This window comes from Mycobacterium sp. E3247 (assembly GCF_001667785.1).
Lineage (GTDB): Bacteria > Actinomycetota > Actinomycetes > Mycobacteriales > Mycobacteriaceae > Mycobacterium.
Genome location: NZ_LZJG01000348.1, coordinates 14,273 through 29,943 on the forward strand (window position 1 = coordinate 14,273; position 15,671 = coordinate 29,943).

15 protein-coding genes are annotated in these 15,671 nt (G+C 62.5%); 10 read left to right on the plus strand and 5 right to left on the minus strand.

All coding sequences use genetic code 11. The annotated features are described in order from the left end of the window. Window positions 1–53: 53 nt before the first annotated feature. The 4 genes from A9X04_RS31610 (at window position 54) to A9X04_RS19060 (ending at window position 2,804) form a co-directional block, all read left to right on the plus strand. Window positions 54–365 carry a CoA transferase gene (locus A9X04_RS31610; RefSeq protein WP_067923799.1) on the plus strand — a complete coding sequence of 104 codons (312 nt, stop codon included), beginning with the start codon at window positions 54–56 and terminating at the stop codon, window positions 363–365. Beyond that, window positions 358–960, plus strand: a complete 603-nt coding sequence (locus A9X04_RS19050; protein ID WP_067923802.1) for a TetR/AcrR family transcriptional regulator — start codon at window positions 358–360, stop codon at window positions 958–960. Before A9X04_RS31610 ends, A9X04_RS19050 begins: the two co-directional genes overlap by 8 nt. 264 nt (window positions 961–1,224) lie before the next feature. Then, window positions 1,225–2,052 (plus strand): SDR family NAD(P)-dependent oxidoreductase, encoded by an 828-nt coding sequence (locus A9X04_RS19055; RefSeq protein ID WP_067923805.1) that lies wholly within the window; start codon window positions 1,225–1,227, stop codon window positions 2,050–2,052. After that, window positions 2,052–2,804: an SDR family oxidoreductase gene (locus tag A9X04_RS19060; RefSeq protein ID WP_067923807.1), complete on the plus strand. Its 753-nt coding sequence runs from the start codon at window positions 2,052–2,054 to the stop codon at window positions 2,802–2,804. The genes A9X04_RS19055 and A9X04_RS19060 overlap by 1 nt, the downstream gene beginning before the upstream one ends. A gap of 52 nt (window positions 2,805–2,856) precedes the next feature. On the opposite strand, the gene A9X04_RS19065 is transcribed toward A9X04_RS19060, so the two are convergent. Next, complete coding sequence (locus A9X04_RS19065; RefSeq protein WP_067923810.1) at window positions 2,857–3,729, minus strand: SDR family oxidoreductase; 873 nt, start codon at window positions 3,727–3,729, stop codon at window positions 2,857–2,859. Between the two features lie 45 nt (window positions 3,730–3,774). Then, window positions 3,775–4,269 carry a flavin reductase family protein gene (locus tag A9X04_RS19070; protein WP_067923812.1) on the minus strand — a complete coding sequence of 165 codons (495 nt, stop codon included), beginning with the start codon at window positions 4,267–4,269 and terminating at the stop codon, window positions 3,775–3,777. A 271-nt stretch (window positions 4,270–4,540) separates the two neighbouring features. Between A9X04_RS19070 and A9X04_RS19075 the strand changes: the two genes are divergently transcribed. From A9X04_RS19075 to A9X04_RS19100, 6 genes are all read left to right on the plus strand, one after another. Further along, entirely contained in the window at window positions 4,541–5,752 is a 1,212-nt protein-coding gene (locus A9X04_RS19075) for an amidohydrolase family protein (protein WP_231985764.1), read from the plus strand. A gap of 58 nt (window positions 5,753–5,810) precedes the next feature. Further along, complete coding sequence (locus A9X04_RS19080) at window positions 5,811–7,061, plus strand: acyl-CoA dehydrogenase family protein (RefSeq protein ID WP_082975104.1); 1,251 nt, start codon at window positions 5,811–5,813, stop codon at window positions 7,059–7,061. Window positions 7,062–7,190: 129 nt separating this feature from the next. Then, a complete protein-coding gene (locus A9X04_RS19085) occupies window positions 7,191–8,333 on the plus strand; it encodes a thiolase family protein (protein WP_067923818.1) in 1,143 nt (380 codons plus the stop codon). A gap of 14 nt (window positions 8,334–8,347) precedes the next feature. Beyond that, a complete protein-coding gene (locus tag A9X04_RS19090) occupies window positions 8,348–9,136 on the plus strand; it encodes a crotonase/enoyl-CoA hydratase family protein (RefSeq protein WP_082975110.1) in 789 nt (262 codons plus the stop codon). Between the two features lie 101 nt (window positions 9,137–9,237). Further along, complete coding sequence (locus A9X04_RS19095; RefSeq protein ID WP_067923822.1) at window positions 9,238–10,344, plus strand: LLM class flavin-dependent oxidoreductase; 1,107 nt, start codon at window positions 9,238–9,240, stop codon at window positions 10,342–10,344. After that, complete coding sequence (locus A9X04_RS19100) at window positions 10,337–10,927, plus strand: carboxymuconolactone decarboxylase family protein (protein WP_067923958.1); 591 nt, start codon at window positions 10,337–10,339, stop codon at window positions 10,925–10,927. Before A9X04_RS19095 ends, A9X04_RS19100 begins: the two co-directional genes overlap by 8 nt. A 77-nt stretch (window positions 10,928–11,004) precedes the next feature. Here A9X04_RS19100 and A9X04_RS19105 read toward each other — a convergent pair whose 3' ends face one another. From A9X04_RS19105 to A9X04_RS19115, 3 genes are all read right to left on the minus strand, one after another. Then, complete coding sequence (locus A9X04_RS19105) at window positions 11,005–12,801, minus strand: acyl-CoA dehydrogenase (protein ID WP_067923824.1); 1,797 nt, start codon at window positions 12,799–12,801, stop codon at window positions 11,005–11,007. A 75-nt stretch (window positions 12,802–12,876) separates the two neighbouring features. After that, window positions 12,877–14,454, minus strand: coding sequence for an AMP-binding protein (locus A9X04_RS19110; protein WP_067923827.1), 1,578 nt, complete (start codon window positions 14,452–14,454; stop codon window positions 12,877–12,879). Beyond that, window positions 14,424–15,578 carry an aromatic ring-hydroxylating dioxygenase subunit alpha gene (locus tag A9X04_RS19115; protein WP_067923830.1) on the minus strand — a complete coding sequence of 385 codons (1,155 nt, stop codon included), beginning with the start codon at window positions 15,576–15,578 and terminating at the stop codon, window positions 14,424–14,426. The genes A9X04_RS19110 and A9X04_RS19115 overlap by 31 nt, the downstream gene beginning before the upstream one ends. Between the last annotated feature and the right edge of the window lie 93 nt (window positions 15,579–15,671).

Below are 15,671 nucleotides of genomic sequence, written 5' to 3' on the forward strand. Positions count from 1 at the left end.
GCTCGGAATGCGATGCAGTGCCGAAAACCGACCTTTCGCAGGAGTCGCGTCGAATGCCCTCGACCTCCGACGCCCTTGCCGCCCCCGAACCGACGACACCGCTGGCTGGCATCCGCGTCGTCGACCTGTCCACCACGCTGCCCGGCGCGTTCTGCAAGCAGTTCCTGGCGGACCGCGGGGCAGAGGGTTTGATGCTCGAGGCGCCCCTGCGGTTTTCGTCGCTGGTCGGGCCGAGTCGGTCGGAGATCAGGGCGCCCGGCGGACGTCTGGCCGTGCGGCACACGGTCGCGGTGCTGCGGGTGTTCGGCTACGATGACGCAACAATCGCGAAATGGCAGGACGCCGGTGTAATCCATTGTGGCTGAGACTCGGACGATCAGTCGCTCATCGGAGCGACAGCACATCATCGACGCTGCCTACCGGTGCTTGGATCGCAGTGGCGAGTCGCTGACATCGATCACCGAGATACTCGATGAAGCCGGTCTCGGCACGCGGGCCTTCTACCGGAACTTCAGCACCAAACACGATCTTCTGTTGGAGATGTTTCGGAGGGATCGCAAGGCGGTGCAGGAGCAACTGCGCGAGGTAGTGGCGCGCGCGGAAACCCCGGTGGAGGCCCTGCGGTCGTGGATGACGCACATGTTCGAGCTGGTGTCGAATCCGCGCAAGCGCAAGAGGGTGGCGATTTTCTACTCCGAGGAACTGCGGCGCACTCCAGGTTATGCGCGCGAACTCGAAATCGGGATGGCGGCCGATCAGGCATCGATCGCCGCCATACTTCACCGAGGCAAAGCAGAAGGAATCTTCACCGCGTGCAGTCCGGAGGTGGATGCTCGGTCGATTCGGGCGGCTTTCGAGGCCGCACTTCTCGACCGGTTTCACCAGAAGTCGATGACAGACGTCACCGACGAGGTCGACTATCTGCTGGGTTTCGTGCTGCGCGGTCTGGGCGCCGCTTAGTCTTTCAGCAAGGAAGCGAGCTTCGTGCCGATCGTCTGAACATGTCTCAGCGCCCACTCTTTCGGCATCCCACCCAGCGACGCACAGAAGAACACGGTCTCGGTAGTGTCGCTCGCCTGAGAGTTCGTTGTCACTACGCACCAGCCTAAGCTAGAATCTACTGATATATAGAAAGTATGGTCACGACCGATCTCTCGATGCGTGTCTCGCGATACCGATCGCCCAGCGTTCACGCACGGTGCCAGCAAAGGACGGTGTCAGCACATGGGCTCGAGTGAATCATTGAGGGGCAAAGTCGCCGTCATCACCGGCGGCGCCAGCGGGATCGGTTTGGCTACGGCACGAAGGCTGGCGGATCGGGGTTGCAAGCTCGTGCTGGCCGACATCGAACAGGCGGCTTTGAACTCAGCTGCAGCGGAACTGCCTGCCGGCACCGAGGTGTTGCCAGTCCGTACTGACGTCTCCAAGCGTGCGGACGTCGAGAGCCTTGCAGCGCGCACAAGTCAGCACTTCGGCCCCGTCGACATCTTGTTCCTCAACGCCGGCGTGGGAGCCACGGGGCCGCTGGTCGACGCAACGCACGAGGACTGGGAGTGGATGATCGGCGTCAATCTCTGGGGTCCCATTCATGGTGTCGAGGTGTTTCTCCCATCGATCGTGCGGGCCGCCCGGAGTGCGCACATCATCTTCACGGCATCGTTCGCGGGCCTCGTCGCCAATGCAGGACTGGGTCCCTACTCGGTCACCAAGTACGGTGTTGTGGCGCTCGCCGAGACGCTGCATCGTGAACTGCGCGAATCGCTGGTAAAGGTCAGCGTGCTCTGCCCGATGAAGGTCGGGACGAACATCGAGCACTCGCATCGCAATCGCCCGGCTCACCTCGGCGGTCCGAATGCCGCCTCCGATGTTGACTTCGACGACCCTGGATTTGCGGGCCGCATCGTGTCGCCCCACGACGCCGCGAAGATCGTCGTCGACGCAATCGGTTCCAACGAGCTGTACTTGTTCACTCACGAGGAGTGCCGCGAGCCGATCGCGCGCCGATTCCGAAAGATCGACGCCGCGTTCGAGACGTCCCCGAGTCGAGCGTGATGGCCGACGGCACGCATGCGCGTTCTGCCCTCATCACCGGCGCCTCTCGCGGGATCGGATTGGCTATCGCACGGCGCCTGGCCGAGCGGAACATGGCGCTTACCATCACCGCTCGCAACGAAGAAGCCCTGGTGGCGGTGCGCGACGAACTCCGCGAATTAGGCGCGCCTGCAGTACTTTCCGTCGCCGCGGACATCGCTGATCCGGATGCCCCGGTCGGTCTGATCCGGCGGCACCGTGACGAATACGGCGACATGTCGGCATTGATACTCAATGCCGGCGTCGGTACGGCAGGGTTGATCGCCGACTACCCGCTGAAGCGACTCGACAAGACCATCGCGGTCAACTTCCGGAACCCCTTCGTCCTGATCCAGGAAGCCTTGCCGATGCTCCGCGCGGCGGTCGCTCGGCATCCGTCTGAGGGGGCCAAGATCATCGTGCTTTCCTCGATCACCGCCATCTACGCCGAGGCCCAACTGGCTGCGTACGGCGCCTCGAAGGCCGCGATTGCCTCGCTGGTGGACACGCTGAACGCCGAAGAGTCGGGCACCGGCATATCTGCTACCGCGATCGCGCCTGCCTACGTCGACACCGACATGTCGGAGTGGGTACGTGGCCGCATCGCGCCCGAGGAAATGATCCCGGCCGAAGACGTGGCGACCTTGGTCGAGTTCCTGCTGAGGATGTCGGCGCGCTCGGTCATCGGTCGGGTCGTGATAGCGCGGGCAGGCACCGACGGCTACGAGGCGTAACGCCCGAGAGGGCCGCCGCGTCGTACCCGTGGCGGCCCTCTCGGGCGTGCATCTAGAGCGCGTCGACGTCGAAGGTGGCCAGCTTGGCGGCTGAGACGTCAGTGATCTCGTCCCACTTCGCCGCAACATCGTCGATGCTCGGCGCCGCCCCGGTGAAGGTCACGCCGTCGGTCTGGAACAACACGGCGCGCTGCACCTTGCCGCCGCCCACGATGAACACCGAAGCGCTGTCGGAGTTCTCCTCCGTCATCAGGTAGCCCACCACGGGCGCGACATACTCGGGTGTCAAGCGCTCGAAGACCTCCGGTGTCATGATGTCCTGCGTCATGCGCGTCGCGGCGATGGGCGCCACGGCGTTGGCCATGATGTCGTATTTTGCGCCCTCCTGCGCAAGCGTATTGATCAGCCCGACAAGTCCCAGTTTGGCCGCGCCGTAGTTGGCCTGGCCGAAGTTGCCGAACAGCCCGCTGGTCGAGGTGGCGACGACCACGCGGCCGAAGTGCTGCTCGCGAAAGTGCGGCCACGCGGCGCGGATGACGTTGTACCCGCCGTAGAGATGCACCTTCTGCACGGCGTCCCAGTTGTCGAACGTCATCTTGTGGAAGGTGCCGTCACGCAAAATGCCCGCGTTGCTGACGACGCCGTCGATCTTGCCGAATTCATCGAGCGCGGTCTTGATGATGTTTTCGGCACCCGCTGGCTCGGCCACGCTGTCGTAGTTGGCCACTGCGCGCCCGCCGGCGTCCAGGATCTCCTCGACCACATCGTCGGCCATGTTCTGCCCGGCGCCGCTGCCGTCGCGTGCCCCGCCGAGATCATTGACCACAACGCTGGCACCCTCTCGCGCGAGCGTCAATGCATACTCGCGTCCCAAGCCGCCCCCGGCTCCGGTGACGACGATGACCCGATCCTGCACTCCTGCCATGAATGTTCCTTCCTGATGATGCCGAACGGCGGATTTGATGGTGGTTCACGCTTCGACGACGGCCAGCGCATGGCACCGGCTGCGATAGAAAACGATTGGTTGTACATCGTCATGCCGGGTGATGTCGGTGATCTGCAATATGACGATGCTGTGATCCCCGGCCTCGACGGCCTGGTAAAGACTGGCCTCGATCCACACACTGCACCCGCCAAGGAAAACGGCGCCGCTCGGAGATGAGACGACCGTGACGCCGGAGAAGCGGCCGCCCGTCTTCGCTGACAGTGACGGGACGGCGCCGCTGTGACCGTGGCTCAGCACGCTGATGCCAAGGCGGCCGCACGTGCGAAGGCGAGGCCAGGTCGACGAACTGTTCTGCACGCACACCGAAACCAGGGGCGGGGCAAGCGATACGGGCGTAAACGTACTGAGGGCCATTCCGCACGGAGCGGAATCGACCATGGCGCCGATGAACACGATTCCCGTGGGGTGACAGGCGAATACATCTCGCAGCAGTGCGTGGTCGAACGACGAAGCAGTCACGGCAGCCTTCGGGCAAGATTCGGTACGGCAACAGAATCTAGCACAAGGTAGAATAGCGGCGCTGGCGTGTTCGGTCGTCATGCGTCGCTTACCGGGCTCCGGCAGCCGCTCGAATGCACGCGGTGGCAGTAGGCCGCCACCCGCGGCCGCGGACCCTGAAGCGAGGCTGCGCGGACGTGATCGACGGCGTCGGATGCTTGTTGCGTTCCGTCCTAACGAAATGCTAGTTTCGACTATATAGTAGAAAGTCATCTGGCTGCTGCAGTTGGCCGTGCCTGAAAAGGAGGTTGCTCAATTGAGCACCCCAGTGATGCCGATCATCGATACCGATACACATCTGAGCGAGCCGCCCGATCTGTGGACGTCGCGGCTGCCTTCGAAGTGGAGCGAGCTCGCTCCCAAGGTGGTCTTCGACGAGCGCCGGGGCGAAGACATCTGGATCATCGGGGGGCGCCGACTGTCCGGGGTGTCCGGCTATGCGATGGCCGGGTGGCACGAGTATCCGCCAAAGCATCCGCCGTCCGCGGAGACGGCGGACCCCGCCGCGTTCGATGCCAAGGAGCGGGTGAAGCGGATGGACGCGATGAAGATCGCTGCCGAGGTTCCGTACCCCAACCTACTGGCGTTTTCCATGGACGCCTTCATGGGCTACAACGAGCCCGAACTCGTCTTGGATTGCATCCGCGCCTACAACGACTTCCTGACCGAGTTCGCTTCTGTGGCTCCGGAACGGTTCGTTTGCCTTACGACGCTGCCCTTCTGGGACCTGGACGAGGCGGTGAAGGAGATGAACCGGTGCCACGACAATGGGCACCGCGGAATCAACTTCATAGCCAAGCCCTACAAGTTGGGCCTGCCGCGCCTGCGGGAAGACCATTGGGCCCCGATCCTGAAGGCGGCCGAGGAACGTCAGCTCTCCGTTAACTTCCATGTCGGATATCAATCTCAGACCGAAGAGGACTGGGTTCGCATGATCAAGGACGTGCAGGGCCCGGCCGACTACGCGCAGGAGACCACAATGTCCTTGATGGGTCTGTGCGAGAACGTGTCCGAGCTGTTGCTGTCCGGAGTGTGCCACAAATACCCCGGCCTGAACTTTGTCAATGTCGAAAGCGGCTTCGGGTGGATCCCCTATCTGATCGAGAGCGCCGACTGGAACTGGAAGAACTCCGGTGCTGCGAAGGCTCATCCGGACCGCGAACTTCCCAGCCACTACTTCCGCAAGCAGATCTACACCACTTACTGGTTCGAACGCGAAACCGTGCGCTACATGGGCGCGGCGTACGCCGACAACCTGATGTTCGAGACGGACTTCCCCCATCCGACGAGCCTGTCTCCCGGGCCCGCCTCGACCGCGATGTCTCCGCGGGAAGTGGTCGACGAGACGCTCAACGAATTACCCATGGACGCGTGCCGCAAGATCTTCTACGAAAATGCGGCCCGCCTGTATCACATCGACGTAGAAGCCTGTCTTCAGAATTAGCGACTTGCCTCGGTCTGGTCCGAAATGGGCCAGACCGAGGTTCCAAGGGAGTGATTAGGTGGCCGTCGCAACAAATCACGACATCGAATCCGCCGCTCCGGGCGCCAAGGAGGTGTGCGACGCGCTATTCGCCTTCATCGACAGAGAAGTCGCGAAAATTCAGCAACCCATCGAGGCGGCTCTGCACGATCCGCGGCTGTACTGGCGCGAGGACGGGCGCATCGCCGACGAGGTAGTTCAGGCCCGTAGGGCTGCGCGAATGGCTTCGGCCGAGGCCGGCTTCTACACGATGTTCTGCCCTACCGAACTCGGCGGCGGCGGGCTGAGTGCCGAACTGTACTTCGAAGTATTCGAGGCTCTCTGTCACCGGTATGGCTCACCCCAGACGCAGCTGGCCTTCCAGGTCCTCGCACACGCGAGCACAGGTCCGACGGCGTTGTGGACCTACGCATCCGACGCTCTTAAGGCTGATCTGGTGCCCAAGCTCCTGCGCGGCGAGGTACAGGGATCATTTGCGATGTCGGAGCCCGACGCAGGCTCCGACGCCTGGATGATGACCACCACCGCTGTCCGTGACGGAGGCCACTGGGTGCTCAACGGCACCAAGCAATGGGCCTCGTGGGCGCCGACCGCTGACTTCTTGATCACGTTCGCCATCACCGACCGCGAGCGCTTTGCGGCGCGAAAGGGAGGGTTGACGGGCTTCTACGTGCCCACCGATGTTCCGGGATACGACTTGTACTCAATCGTCAAGGTGTTCGACGAAATCGGCGGCGAAGAAGCAATTCTCACCTTCAACGACGTCCGCATCCCGGATGAGTACCGGCTCGGTGAAGTTGGCGAGGGCTTCCGCGTCGCGATGGAGGGCTCTGGCCTGCTGAAGATGACGAAGCTCGCGCGGCTGATCGGTCTGGGCCGGTGGGCGAACGATAAGGCGGTCGACTATGCGAAGGTACGCAAGACATTCGGCAAGACCCTGAGTGAGCATCAGTCGATCCAAAACATGCTTGCCGACAACTGCATTGACATTTACACCTCGCGTTTGGCGTCGCTCGATGTGGCGCGTAAGCACGACGCTGGGGATCAGGCACGATTTGAGTCCGCGATGAGCCACGCGCTCGTCGCCGAGGCGATGTACCGCGTGTACGACCGGTCAATGCAGATCCTGGGCGGGATCGGCCTGAGCAACGAAGCGGCGATGATCCATGGCTGGCACACGACACGCGTGTCGAGAATCAGCGAGGGTCCGCCAGAAGTTCAGCGGCGCACCATCGCCAAGTATCTCCTGTCGGGCGCCTATAAGTTCTGACTCCCTGTCACGTCGAGTTGCCAGTGCTCTCGGGCACTGGCCCCACTCAAAGCAACTGTGACGCAATGGCGTTCGCAGAAATATCGAATCGGCGCGTCCTCAACGCAAAGCAAGAAGGGAACACATTTCATGGTCGACGCATACATCGTAGAGGCTGTTCGATCGCCCGTCGGTAAGCGCAACGGTCGACTGGCCGACGTCCACCCCGCGGAGCTCTCCGCCCAAGTACTCGCCGCGCTGGTGGACCGAGCCGGCGTCGATCCCGCCGTTGTCGACGACGTGATCTGGGGTTGTGTTGGCCAGATCGGCGAACAGTCCAGTGACATCGCACGCACCGCGGCGCTGACTGCCGGATGGCCGGACACGGTCACCGGCGTGACGGTCGATCGGCAATGCGGATCGAGTCAGCAGAGTTTGCACTTCGCCGCGGCCGGCGTGATCGCCGGGCAGTACGACGTCGTGGTCGCCGGGGGAGTGGAGTCGATGTCCCAGGTGACCATCGGTTCTGCGGCCGAATTCGGTGCCGGCCCTTTCCCCGAGCGGTTTCAAGCACGCTACGGAATCCCAAATCAAGGTGTGGGAGCGGAGCTGGTCGCCGAGCGTTGGGGACTGAGCCGAACACAACTCGACGAGTTCTCCGCTCAATCCCACCAGAAGGCCGCGGCCGCACAGGATTCGCACGCTTTCGATGACCAGATTGTGCCCATTCGACGCGCCGACGGTTCCGTCGTGACAGCCGATGAAGGTATTCGGCGCGGAACATCGGTAGAAACGCTCGCTGGTCTCAAGCCGGCCTTCAAGGAGGACGGCGTCATCCACGCTGGCAACGCCTCCCAAATCTCCGATGGGTCGGCGGCGCTGCTGGTCATGTCGGGAGAGAAGGCCCAGGAGCTCGGCTGCACGCCGATCGCGCGCGTGCACACCGCCGTGCTCGCGGGCGCCGATCCGGTCCTGATGCTCACCGCACCTATTCCGGCCACCCAGAAGGCGCTGCGCAAGTCTGGACTTAACGTTCGCGACATCGGGGTGTTCGAGATCAACGAGGCGTTTGCACCGGTGCCGATGGCATGGCAGCTCGAGATCGGCGCGGACGAGAAGCTGTTGAACCCGAACGGCGGCGCGATCGCGCTCGGCCATCCCCTCGGGGGCTCCGGTGCCCGCCTGCTGACGACCATGATCCATCACATGAGGGCGAACAACATTAGATATGGGCTGCAATCGATGTGCGAAGGTGGCGGGCAGGCCAACGCGACCATCGTGGAGCTGGTGTGACAACGTCGGAGGCCGTGACCACGAATGCGGCGCTCGTCCGGAGGTCCGGACGGGTCCTCGTGATCACCATCAACAGACCCGACGCCCGCAATGCGGTGAACGAAGCGGTAAGTACAGCCGTTGGTGATGCGCTCGAGGCGGCGCAGCAGGATCCGGCAGTCTGGGCGGTCGTCGTGACCGGTGCCGGTGACAAGTCGTTCTGCGCAGGCGCCGACCTCAAGGCGTTGTCTCGTGGCGAAAGCGTGCTGCACCCTAACCATCCAGAATGGGGTCTTGCCGGACTCGTCCATCACTTCATCGACAAGCCGGTCATCGCCGCCGTCAACGGTTCAGCACTCGGTGGCGGCACAGAGCTGGCGCTTGCGAGCGACCTGGTCGTGGCGGAGGAGCGCGCCGTATTCGGCCTGCCGGAGGTGAAGCGCGGTTTGATTGCGGGTGCGGGTGGCGTCTTCCGTATCGTCGAGCAACTGCCGCGCAAGGTCGCACTCGAACTCTTGTATACGGGCAGCCCGATTTCGGCTGCCGAGGCGGCACGTTGGGGATTAGTGAACAGGGTCGTGCCCGACGGCACGGTGGTGGAGACTGCGCTGCAGCTCGCCGAGCAGATCGCCGTGAACGCGCCGCTGGCGGTGCAGGCCAGCAAGCGCCTTGCTTACGGAGCTGATGACCGCATCATCGAGGCCGAGGAGCCGAAGTGGGCCAGAGTCGCACGCGAGGGTGAGCTGCTCCTTGCCAGCGAGGACGCGAAGGAAGGGCCGCGTGCTTTCGCCGAGAAGCGTCCACCCGTGTGGAACGCGCGCTAAACGATGGGCGATCGGCATGCGACATGCGCCATATTGCGTTCCCTACTTTCGAATTTGTGGTAGAATCTAACTGTTATTCGGTCTTCAGATAGGTCAAGCACATGCATGTTGGCAAGAGTGTGTTCTTTCAGAATCCCGACGAGGATCGTTCCGACTCGGCGCTTTACAAGCACGAGATAGCGCTTGCAGAACAGGCAGAGCCGCTGGGCTTCGAGTCGTTTTGGATCGCCGAGCATCACTTCGGCGGCTACGACGTGTCACCAAACACGTTGCAGCTGTTGACGTATCTGGCCGCCAAGACTAAACACGTCCGGCTGGGATCCTCAGTCGTGGTGCTTCCGTGGCATGAGCCGCTGCGGGTCGCTGAGGAGCTCTCGGTGCTCGACCACCTCTCGAACGGTCGTCTGTTGTTCGGCATCGGTCGGGGCCTCGGCCGCCACGAATTCGAGGGCTTCCGGCTGAACATGGGGGAGTCGCGCCAGCGCTTCCAGGAGTATGCACAAGGCATCCTCAACGCCTTCGACACCGGAATCATCGAGTCGGACGGTGAACTCTGGAAGCAGGCGCCCGTGCAACTTCGACCCCAGCCGCTGGCTCCGCTGCGCAACCGCACCTACGCATCCTCGGTGTCGCCGGAATCGATGGACATCGTTGCTGAACTCGGTGCGGGCATCATGGTGATCGCCCAAAAGCCCTGGGACGTCACGGTTGCCGACGTCAAGACGTACCACGATCGGTTCGTCGAGTTAAACGGTTACGAGCCGCCTAAACCACTGCTCATGTCCTTTGTGATCGTGCACGAGTCCTCAGCTGCGGCACAAGAGCTGCACGAGCAATACCACTATCGGTACGCGAAATCGACGTTCGATTGGTACGAGTTCAGCAATCCCGGCCTATCGAAGGTCCCCGGGTACGAGTACTACGGCAAGTTCGCCGCCAACATCGAAAAGCACGGGGCGGATAACTTCGTGAAATTCCTCGCCGAACTGCAGGTCTATGGCACGCCGGACGAGGTGGTGGAACAGTTGACCGACCATGTTCGTCGCATCGACGGCGTCGGGATGACGGCGGTACTTTCCTTCGCGGGAATGAGCCCCGAAATCGGTACGGCCAATCAGGAATTGTTCGCAGAGAAGGTCTTGCCCCGGTTGAAGAGCATCGACCCCGAGCGTGCGTTCCCGCCCGTTGCCGTCCCGGCGCATGCCTGAGGGCGTCGCCTCGACAGGGGAAGACCGCTCCGAAGTCCGCATAGCGCCCCTCCCGGTCGACGAGCGCGATAACGCGACGAACGAGCTGCTCGATAAAGTCGGCCCGGGTCGTGACCTCAACCTGTTCACCACCCTGGTGCGACACCAGCGGCTGTTCCGCCGCTGGCTGCCGCTGTGCGGTGGCCTGCTCAGCGGGAAGTTGTCGGCCCGTGACCGGGAATTGCTGATCCTGCGGACCGCCGATCGCTGCGGGGCCGCCTACGAATGGGCGCATCACCTGGTGTTTGCCGCGGACGCCGGGTTGACCTCCGAGGAGGTCAACCGGGTCCGCGCCGGTGGCGACGCCGAGGGCTGGACGGAACTGGAGTCGGCGCTGGTGAGAAGCGCCGACGAACTCCATGATGAGTGCGAGATCTCGGCGTCGACATGGTCGATTCTGGCGGCGCACTACGACCAGGAGCAGCTGATCGAGGTGCCGATGGTGGTTGGGCACTACCACATGCTGGCCTTCGCGGCGCGCTCGTTCGGCGTGGCGATCGAGCCCGCCTACCGGCCCGTCTCAGCGTCGCGCGCCGTCGAATGACCCAGGAGCGAGTGCCCTCATACCGGTGACGCGCGCCCAGGCCAGCTTTCGCCGGCGAAATGTCGACCGGACGCGTTTTAAAACCATTCCGCCTTCATGTCGACGGTCGTGCTGTCGAGGGTTTCGAGCAGATTGAGCTGGGGATCGACGCGGGGCAGTTCGTAACGGAAGAAGAACCTGCCGGCCTGCACCTTGCCAGCGTGAAAGTCAGTGTTCTTCGGCGCGCTGGTGATCAACAGCTCGAGCCACATCCACGCAATCACCAAATGGCCGAACGCCTCGAGATAGATCGCGCTGTTGGCCAGCGCCAGTTCGCGATCGGATTCGCCGACCAGTTTCGTCGTTATTTCGACGAGACGGACCCACCGCTGAGCCAGCTGATCGGCGAGGTGCCCGAGCTCCCCGCCCAGCGCGGTCGCACCGTCAATCGCCTTACCGATACGGTCGGACACCAAGGCCAGGCTTGCGCCGTCGTGCTGAGTCACTTTGCGGCCGAGCAGGTCGAGGCTCTGAATGCCGTGTGTGCCCTCATGGATCGGATTCAAGCGGTTATCGCGGTAGTGCTGCTCCACGTCGTAGTCGCGGGTATATCCGTAACCTCCGTGTACCTGGATCGCGAGATCGTTGGCCGCTACGCACCATTGCGAGGGCCAGCTCTTGGCAATCGGAGTCAGCACGTCCAGGAGCAGCTCCGCTTCTTCAGCCTCTTTGTTGTCCGCACGGCTGGCACGGGTGTCGATCAAGTATCCGCAATACAGCGCGAGGGCCAAAGCGCCTTCGACATAGGCCTTTTGAGCTAGCAGCATTCGCCGGACGTCGGCATGCTCGATGATCGGCACTGGCCGGTCCTGCGCGGATTTGCGCCCCGGAACGCGGCCCTGCAACCGCTCACTCGCGTATCGCACGGACTTGAGGTAGCCTGTGTAACCCAGTGCAACGGCGCCGATGCCGACGCCAAGCCGCGCCTCGTTCATCATGTGGAACATGTATGAGATACCGGCGTTGGGTCGGCCAACCAGGTACCCCACCGCACCTGCTGAACCCCACGGGCGATGGGCACCCTCGCCGAAGTTCAAGACGGTGTTCGTTGTGCCGCGGTATCCCATCTTGTGATTGAGTCCACCAAGGGAGACGTCGTTTCGTTCTCCGATCGCGGCATCGTCGTCGACCAGGAACTTGGGCACGATGAACAAGGAAAGCCCTTTCACCCCCGCCGGCGACCCGGCGATGCGCGCGAGGACCAGATGCACGATGTTCTCGGTCATCTCGTGCTCACCGCCAGAGATCCACATCTTGCTGCCGAAAAGTCGGTAGTGGCCATCATCGGTGGGTTCGGCGCGGGTGCTGACGTCGGCGAGCGACGACCCAGCTTGCGGCTCGGACAGACACATGGTGCCCGAAAACCGGCCGGCGAGCATAGGTTTGACGAAGAGCTCATGGTCACGCGTGCTCCCATATGTGGCCAGCAAGTTCGCATTGGCCATGGTGAGCATTAGATAGGCTGCGGTACTGACATTGGCGGCGTGAAACCAGGCGAAGCCAGCGTTTGCCACGGTGACCGGTAACTGCGCGCCGCCGAGTTCGTAATCCATGCTCATGCCGATGAGGTCGGCGGCCGCGAATGCATCGAGCGCTCGCTTCACCTCGGGGTTGACGTGGACGTGACGTCCATCAAAGGTCGGTTCCCTGGTGTCATTGAGCTTGTTGTGCGGTGCGAAGTACTTCTCGGCGAGTTGCTCGCAGAGGTCGAGGACCCCGTCGAATGTCTCCCTGCTGTGGTCGGAGTAGCGCTCACGCTTCGGCAGCTCGTCCACACCCAGCCACTCGTAGAGCAAGAATTCGACGTCGCGCCGTGAGATGAGGTCGTTGGGCATGGACGCTCCCTACTTTTCGATCGTGGCGGCACAGCACATGGCGCCGGTGACGAGCCCGCCGGTGCCGGTAGCCAATTAGACTGTTAAATCAGGCGACTGCAGCTTCTGACGCCACTGTTCTCGCAGTGCGAATTTCTGCACCTTGCCGGTGCCAGTCTTCGGCAGCGCCTCGAACACTATTCGCTTGGGCACCTTGAACCCACCGAGTTGCTCTCGGACGTGTCTTTCGATGTCGGCCTGGTCCGCGGTTGCTCCCGGATGCAGGGTGATGTGTGCAACCGGAACTTCGCCCCAACGATCGTCGGGCACTGCGACGACGGCGACCTCGAGCACCGACTCGTGCGAGGCGATCGCGTTTTCCACTTCGATCGAGGAGATGTTCTCGCCGCCGGATATGATGATGTCCTTGCTGCGATCGCGAAGTTCGAGATAACCGTCTTCGTGGAGTACGCCGAGATCTCCGGTGCGGAACCACCCGTCGGGCACGGCAGCTTCAGTTGCCCCGGGGTCTTTGAAATAGCCCGCCATCACATTGTTTCCGCGGATGGCGACCTCGCCCATGGTTCGCCCGTCCTTCGGTACGTCATCACCATTCGCATCAAGGACCCGGACGGGTTGCGAGACGATGTTGCACACCCCCTGCCGGGCTTTGAGTCGCGCGCGCCGCGGTGCGTCGTATGAATCCCACGATCGCTGCCACTCGCAGATGACGACCGGCCCATAGGTTTCGGTGAGACCGTAAAGGTGCACGATGTCCATGTTGAGCGCTGCGAGTCGCGCCAGGATGGTGGGCGTCGGGGGTGCTCCACCGGTACCGATGAGTAGATTGCGCGGAGGGACGAGCCCATGGGCCGCATCGCCGTACGCGATCGAGTTCAGGACCACGGGCGCGCCATTGAGATGAGTGACCCCCTCGTCGTCGATCAGGCGCCAAATTTCGGTGTGATCGACCGATCGCAAGCAGATGTGGGCCCCGCCCGCAGCGGTGACGGCCCATGTGAAGCACCACCCATGGCAGTGGAACATCGGCAATGTCCACAACATCTTCGAGTTGTTCTCCAGGTGCATCTGCGTGGCCATCGCGACAGACTGCAGGTATGCCCCGCGGTGGTGATACATGACGCCCTTGGGCTTGCCGGTTGTGCCACTGGTGTAGTTGAGCGAGAGCAAGGCGTTCTCGTCCGTGATCGGCTGGATTCGAGGCTCCGCCTCGGCGAGCAGCTGTTCGTATTCGTCATTCTCCCCGCCGCAACACACCAGTTTCATCCGCGAGTCGGCGATGTCCGATACCGCGTGGGCCAGTGTCGACAGTGAACTGTCGTAGATGAGGACGGCCGCTTCCGCATGGTCGATGATCCAGGCGAGCTCAGGCGCAGACAGCCGGATGTTGAGCGTGAGCAAAGGTGAGCCGGACCACGGCACGCCGTAGTGCGCTTCGAGCAACGCGTGGCTGTTCGGCGCAAGAATCGCCACAGCTTTTCCGCCGGCGAGGTCGATGAGCGCCCCGGCCAGCCGCGTACTGCGGTCGAGCAGCTCGCGATAGCTGAACGTGCGTTCACCGTCGACGACGGCCGTGTTGTCGCCGTAGATGGTGGCGGCGCGACGCAAGAAGCTGACGGGCGTCAGCGGCTCGAACCAGAATTCACTTTGCACAAGGCTTCGGCAATCTGTTCGTGGAAATGGATCAACCCCAGTTCGTTCTGGCCGAACACCAGCGAATCGACACTACCGCTGTTCAACCCCGACTGGATCTTCTTACACATCGGAAAGTCTTCCTGACCGGTGACTTGCATCAGGATGTCGAGATTGAGAATCCACTTCTTGATCGTGTCGTCATTGGGCGGTTCCGGTGCATAGATGCTCGTTTCCACCACCGAGCTGCCCGGCGTGTCGTGAGGGAAGATCCGCCATACCTCGAAATGGTCGAGCTGATGCACGACGAGAGTATTGGGAAAGACGACGTAGTGAATCGTGGCATGCGGGGGAAACTGCCAGGTGCTCCGGTCCTCGCCGATGTCATCAATCGATTTTCGGACGCCGATGCTGCGGCAGTGCTGATCGAAGGCGTCGAACAGCTGGGGGTGCGAGTGGTAGAGCCGCGAGATCGAAGAGTTGTGCAGCGAAAAGACGTGATATGTCTCGAGGAAGGTGTCGACGATCATCTTCCAGTTGGAGTCTTGAATTGCCTTGCGTGTCTCCACGTGATGGAAGTTGGCCAGCCCAAAACTGTCCAGATCCTCGCTCAACCGCCCCAGGTAGGCATTGGCGTCCACAGGGCCTCCGTCGAGCCGAGCCAGAATCAGACCGTGCGCCTCGTCGGAGGAGACCTCCGTCAGATTGGACGACTCACCGTTGAAGTAATCCTGGGCTATCGGTCTGCGCATCAGCTTGCCGTCCAGCGCGTACAACCACGCATGGAACGGGCAGCTCAGATTTCGCGCACCCGTTCTACGGCAGTCGGGCTCGACGACCGGCGCACCCCGATGCCGGCACGCATTGATGAATACCCTGGCGCGCCCGTCTTTGGCGCGAGTCACCAGCAGCGGCACACCATCGATATGCGTCGCCAAGACGGCCCCGGAATGCGGAACGTCTGCAGTGAGCGCTACCACCACCGGGTGACGCCTGAACAGGATTTCGCGTTCCTGCTCCAGCTGTTCGCTCGATGTGTACTCGCCGGCGGGCAACGTCCGCGGGCCATCGCTCAGTTGTGTGGACTTCGCCTCAGCGAGCTTGCGGAAGCGCTCGATGAGCTCGTGCTGGACAGCGACCTGCATTGTTACGATCCTCGACCTCGGGGAGCCTGCCATTGCCATTTTCTATAGACGAGTAGATTCTAGCTGTAGCTAGGTGGTGAGGCAAGCGGAGGG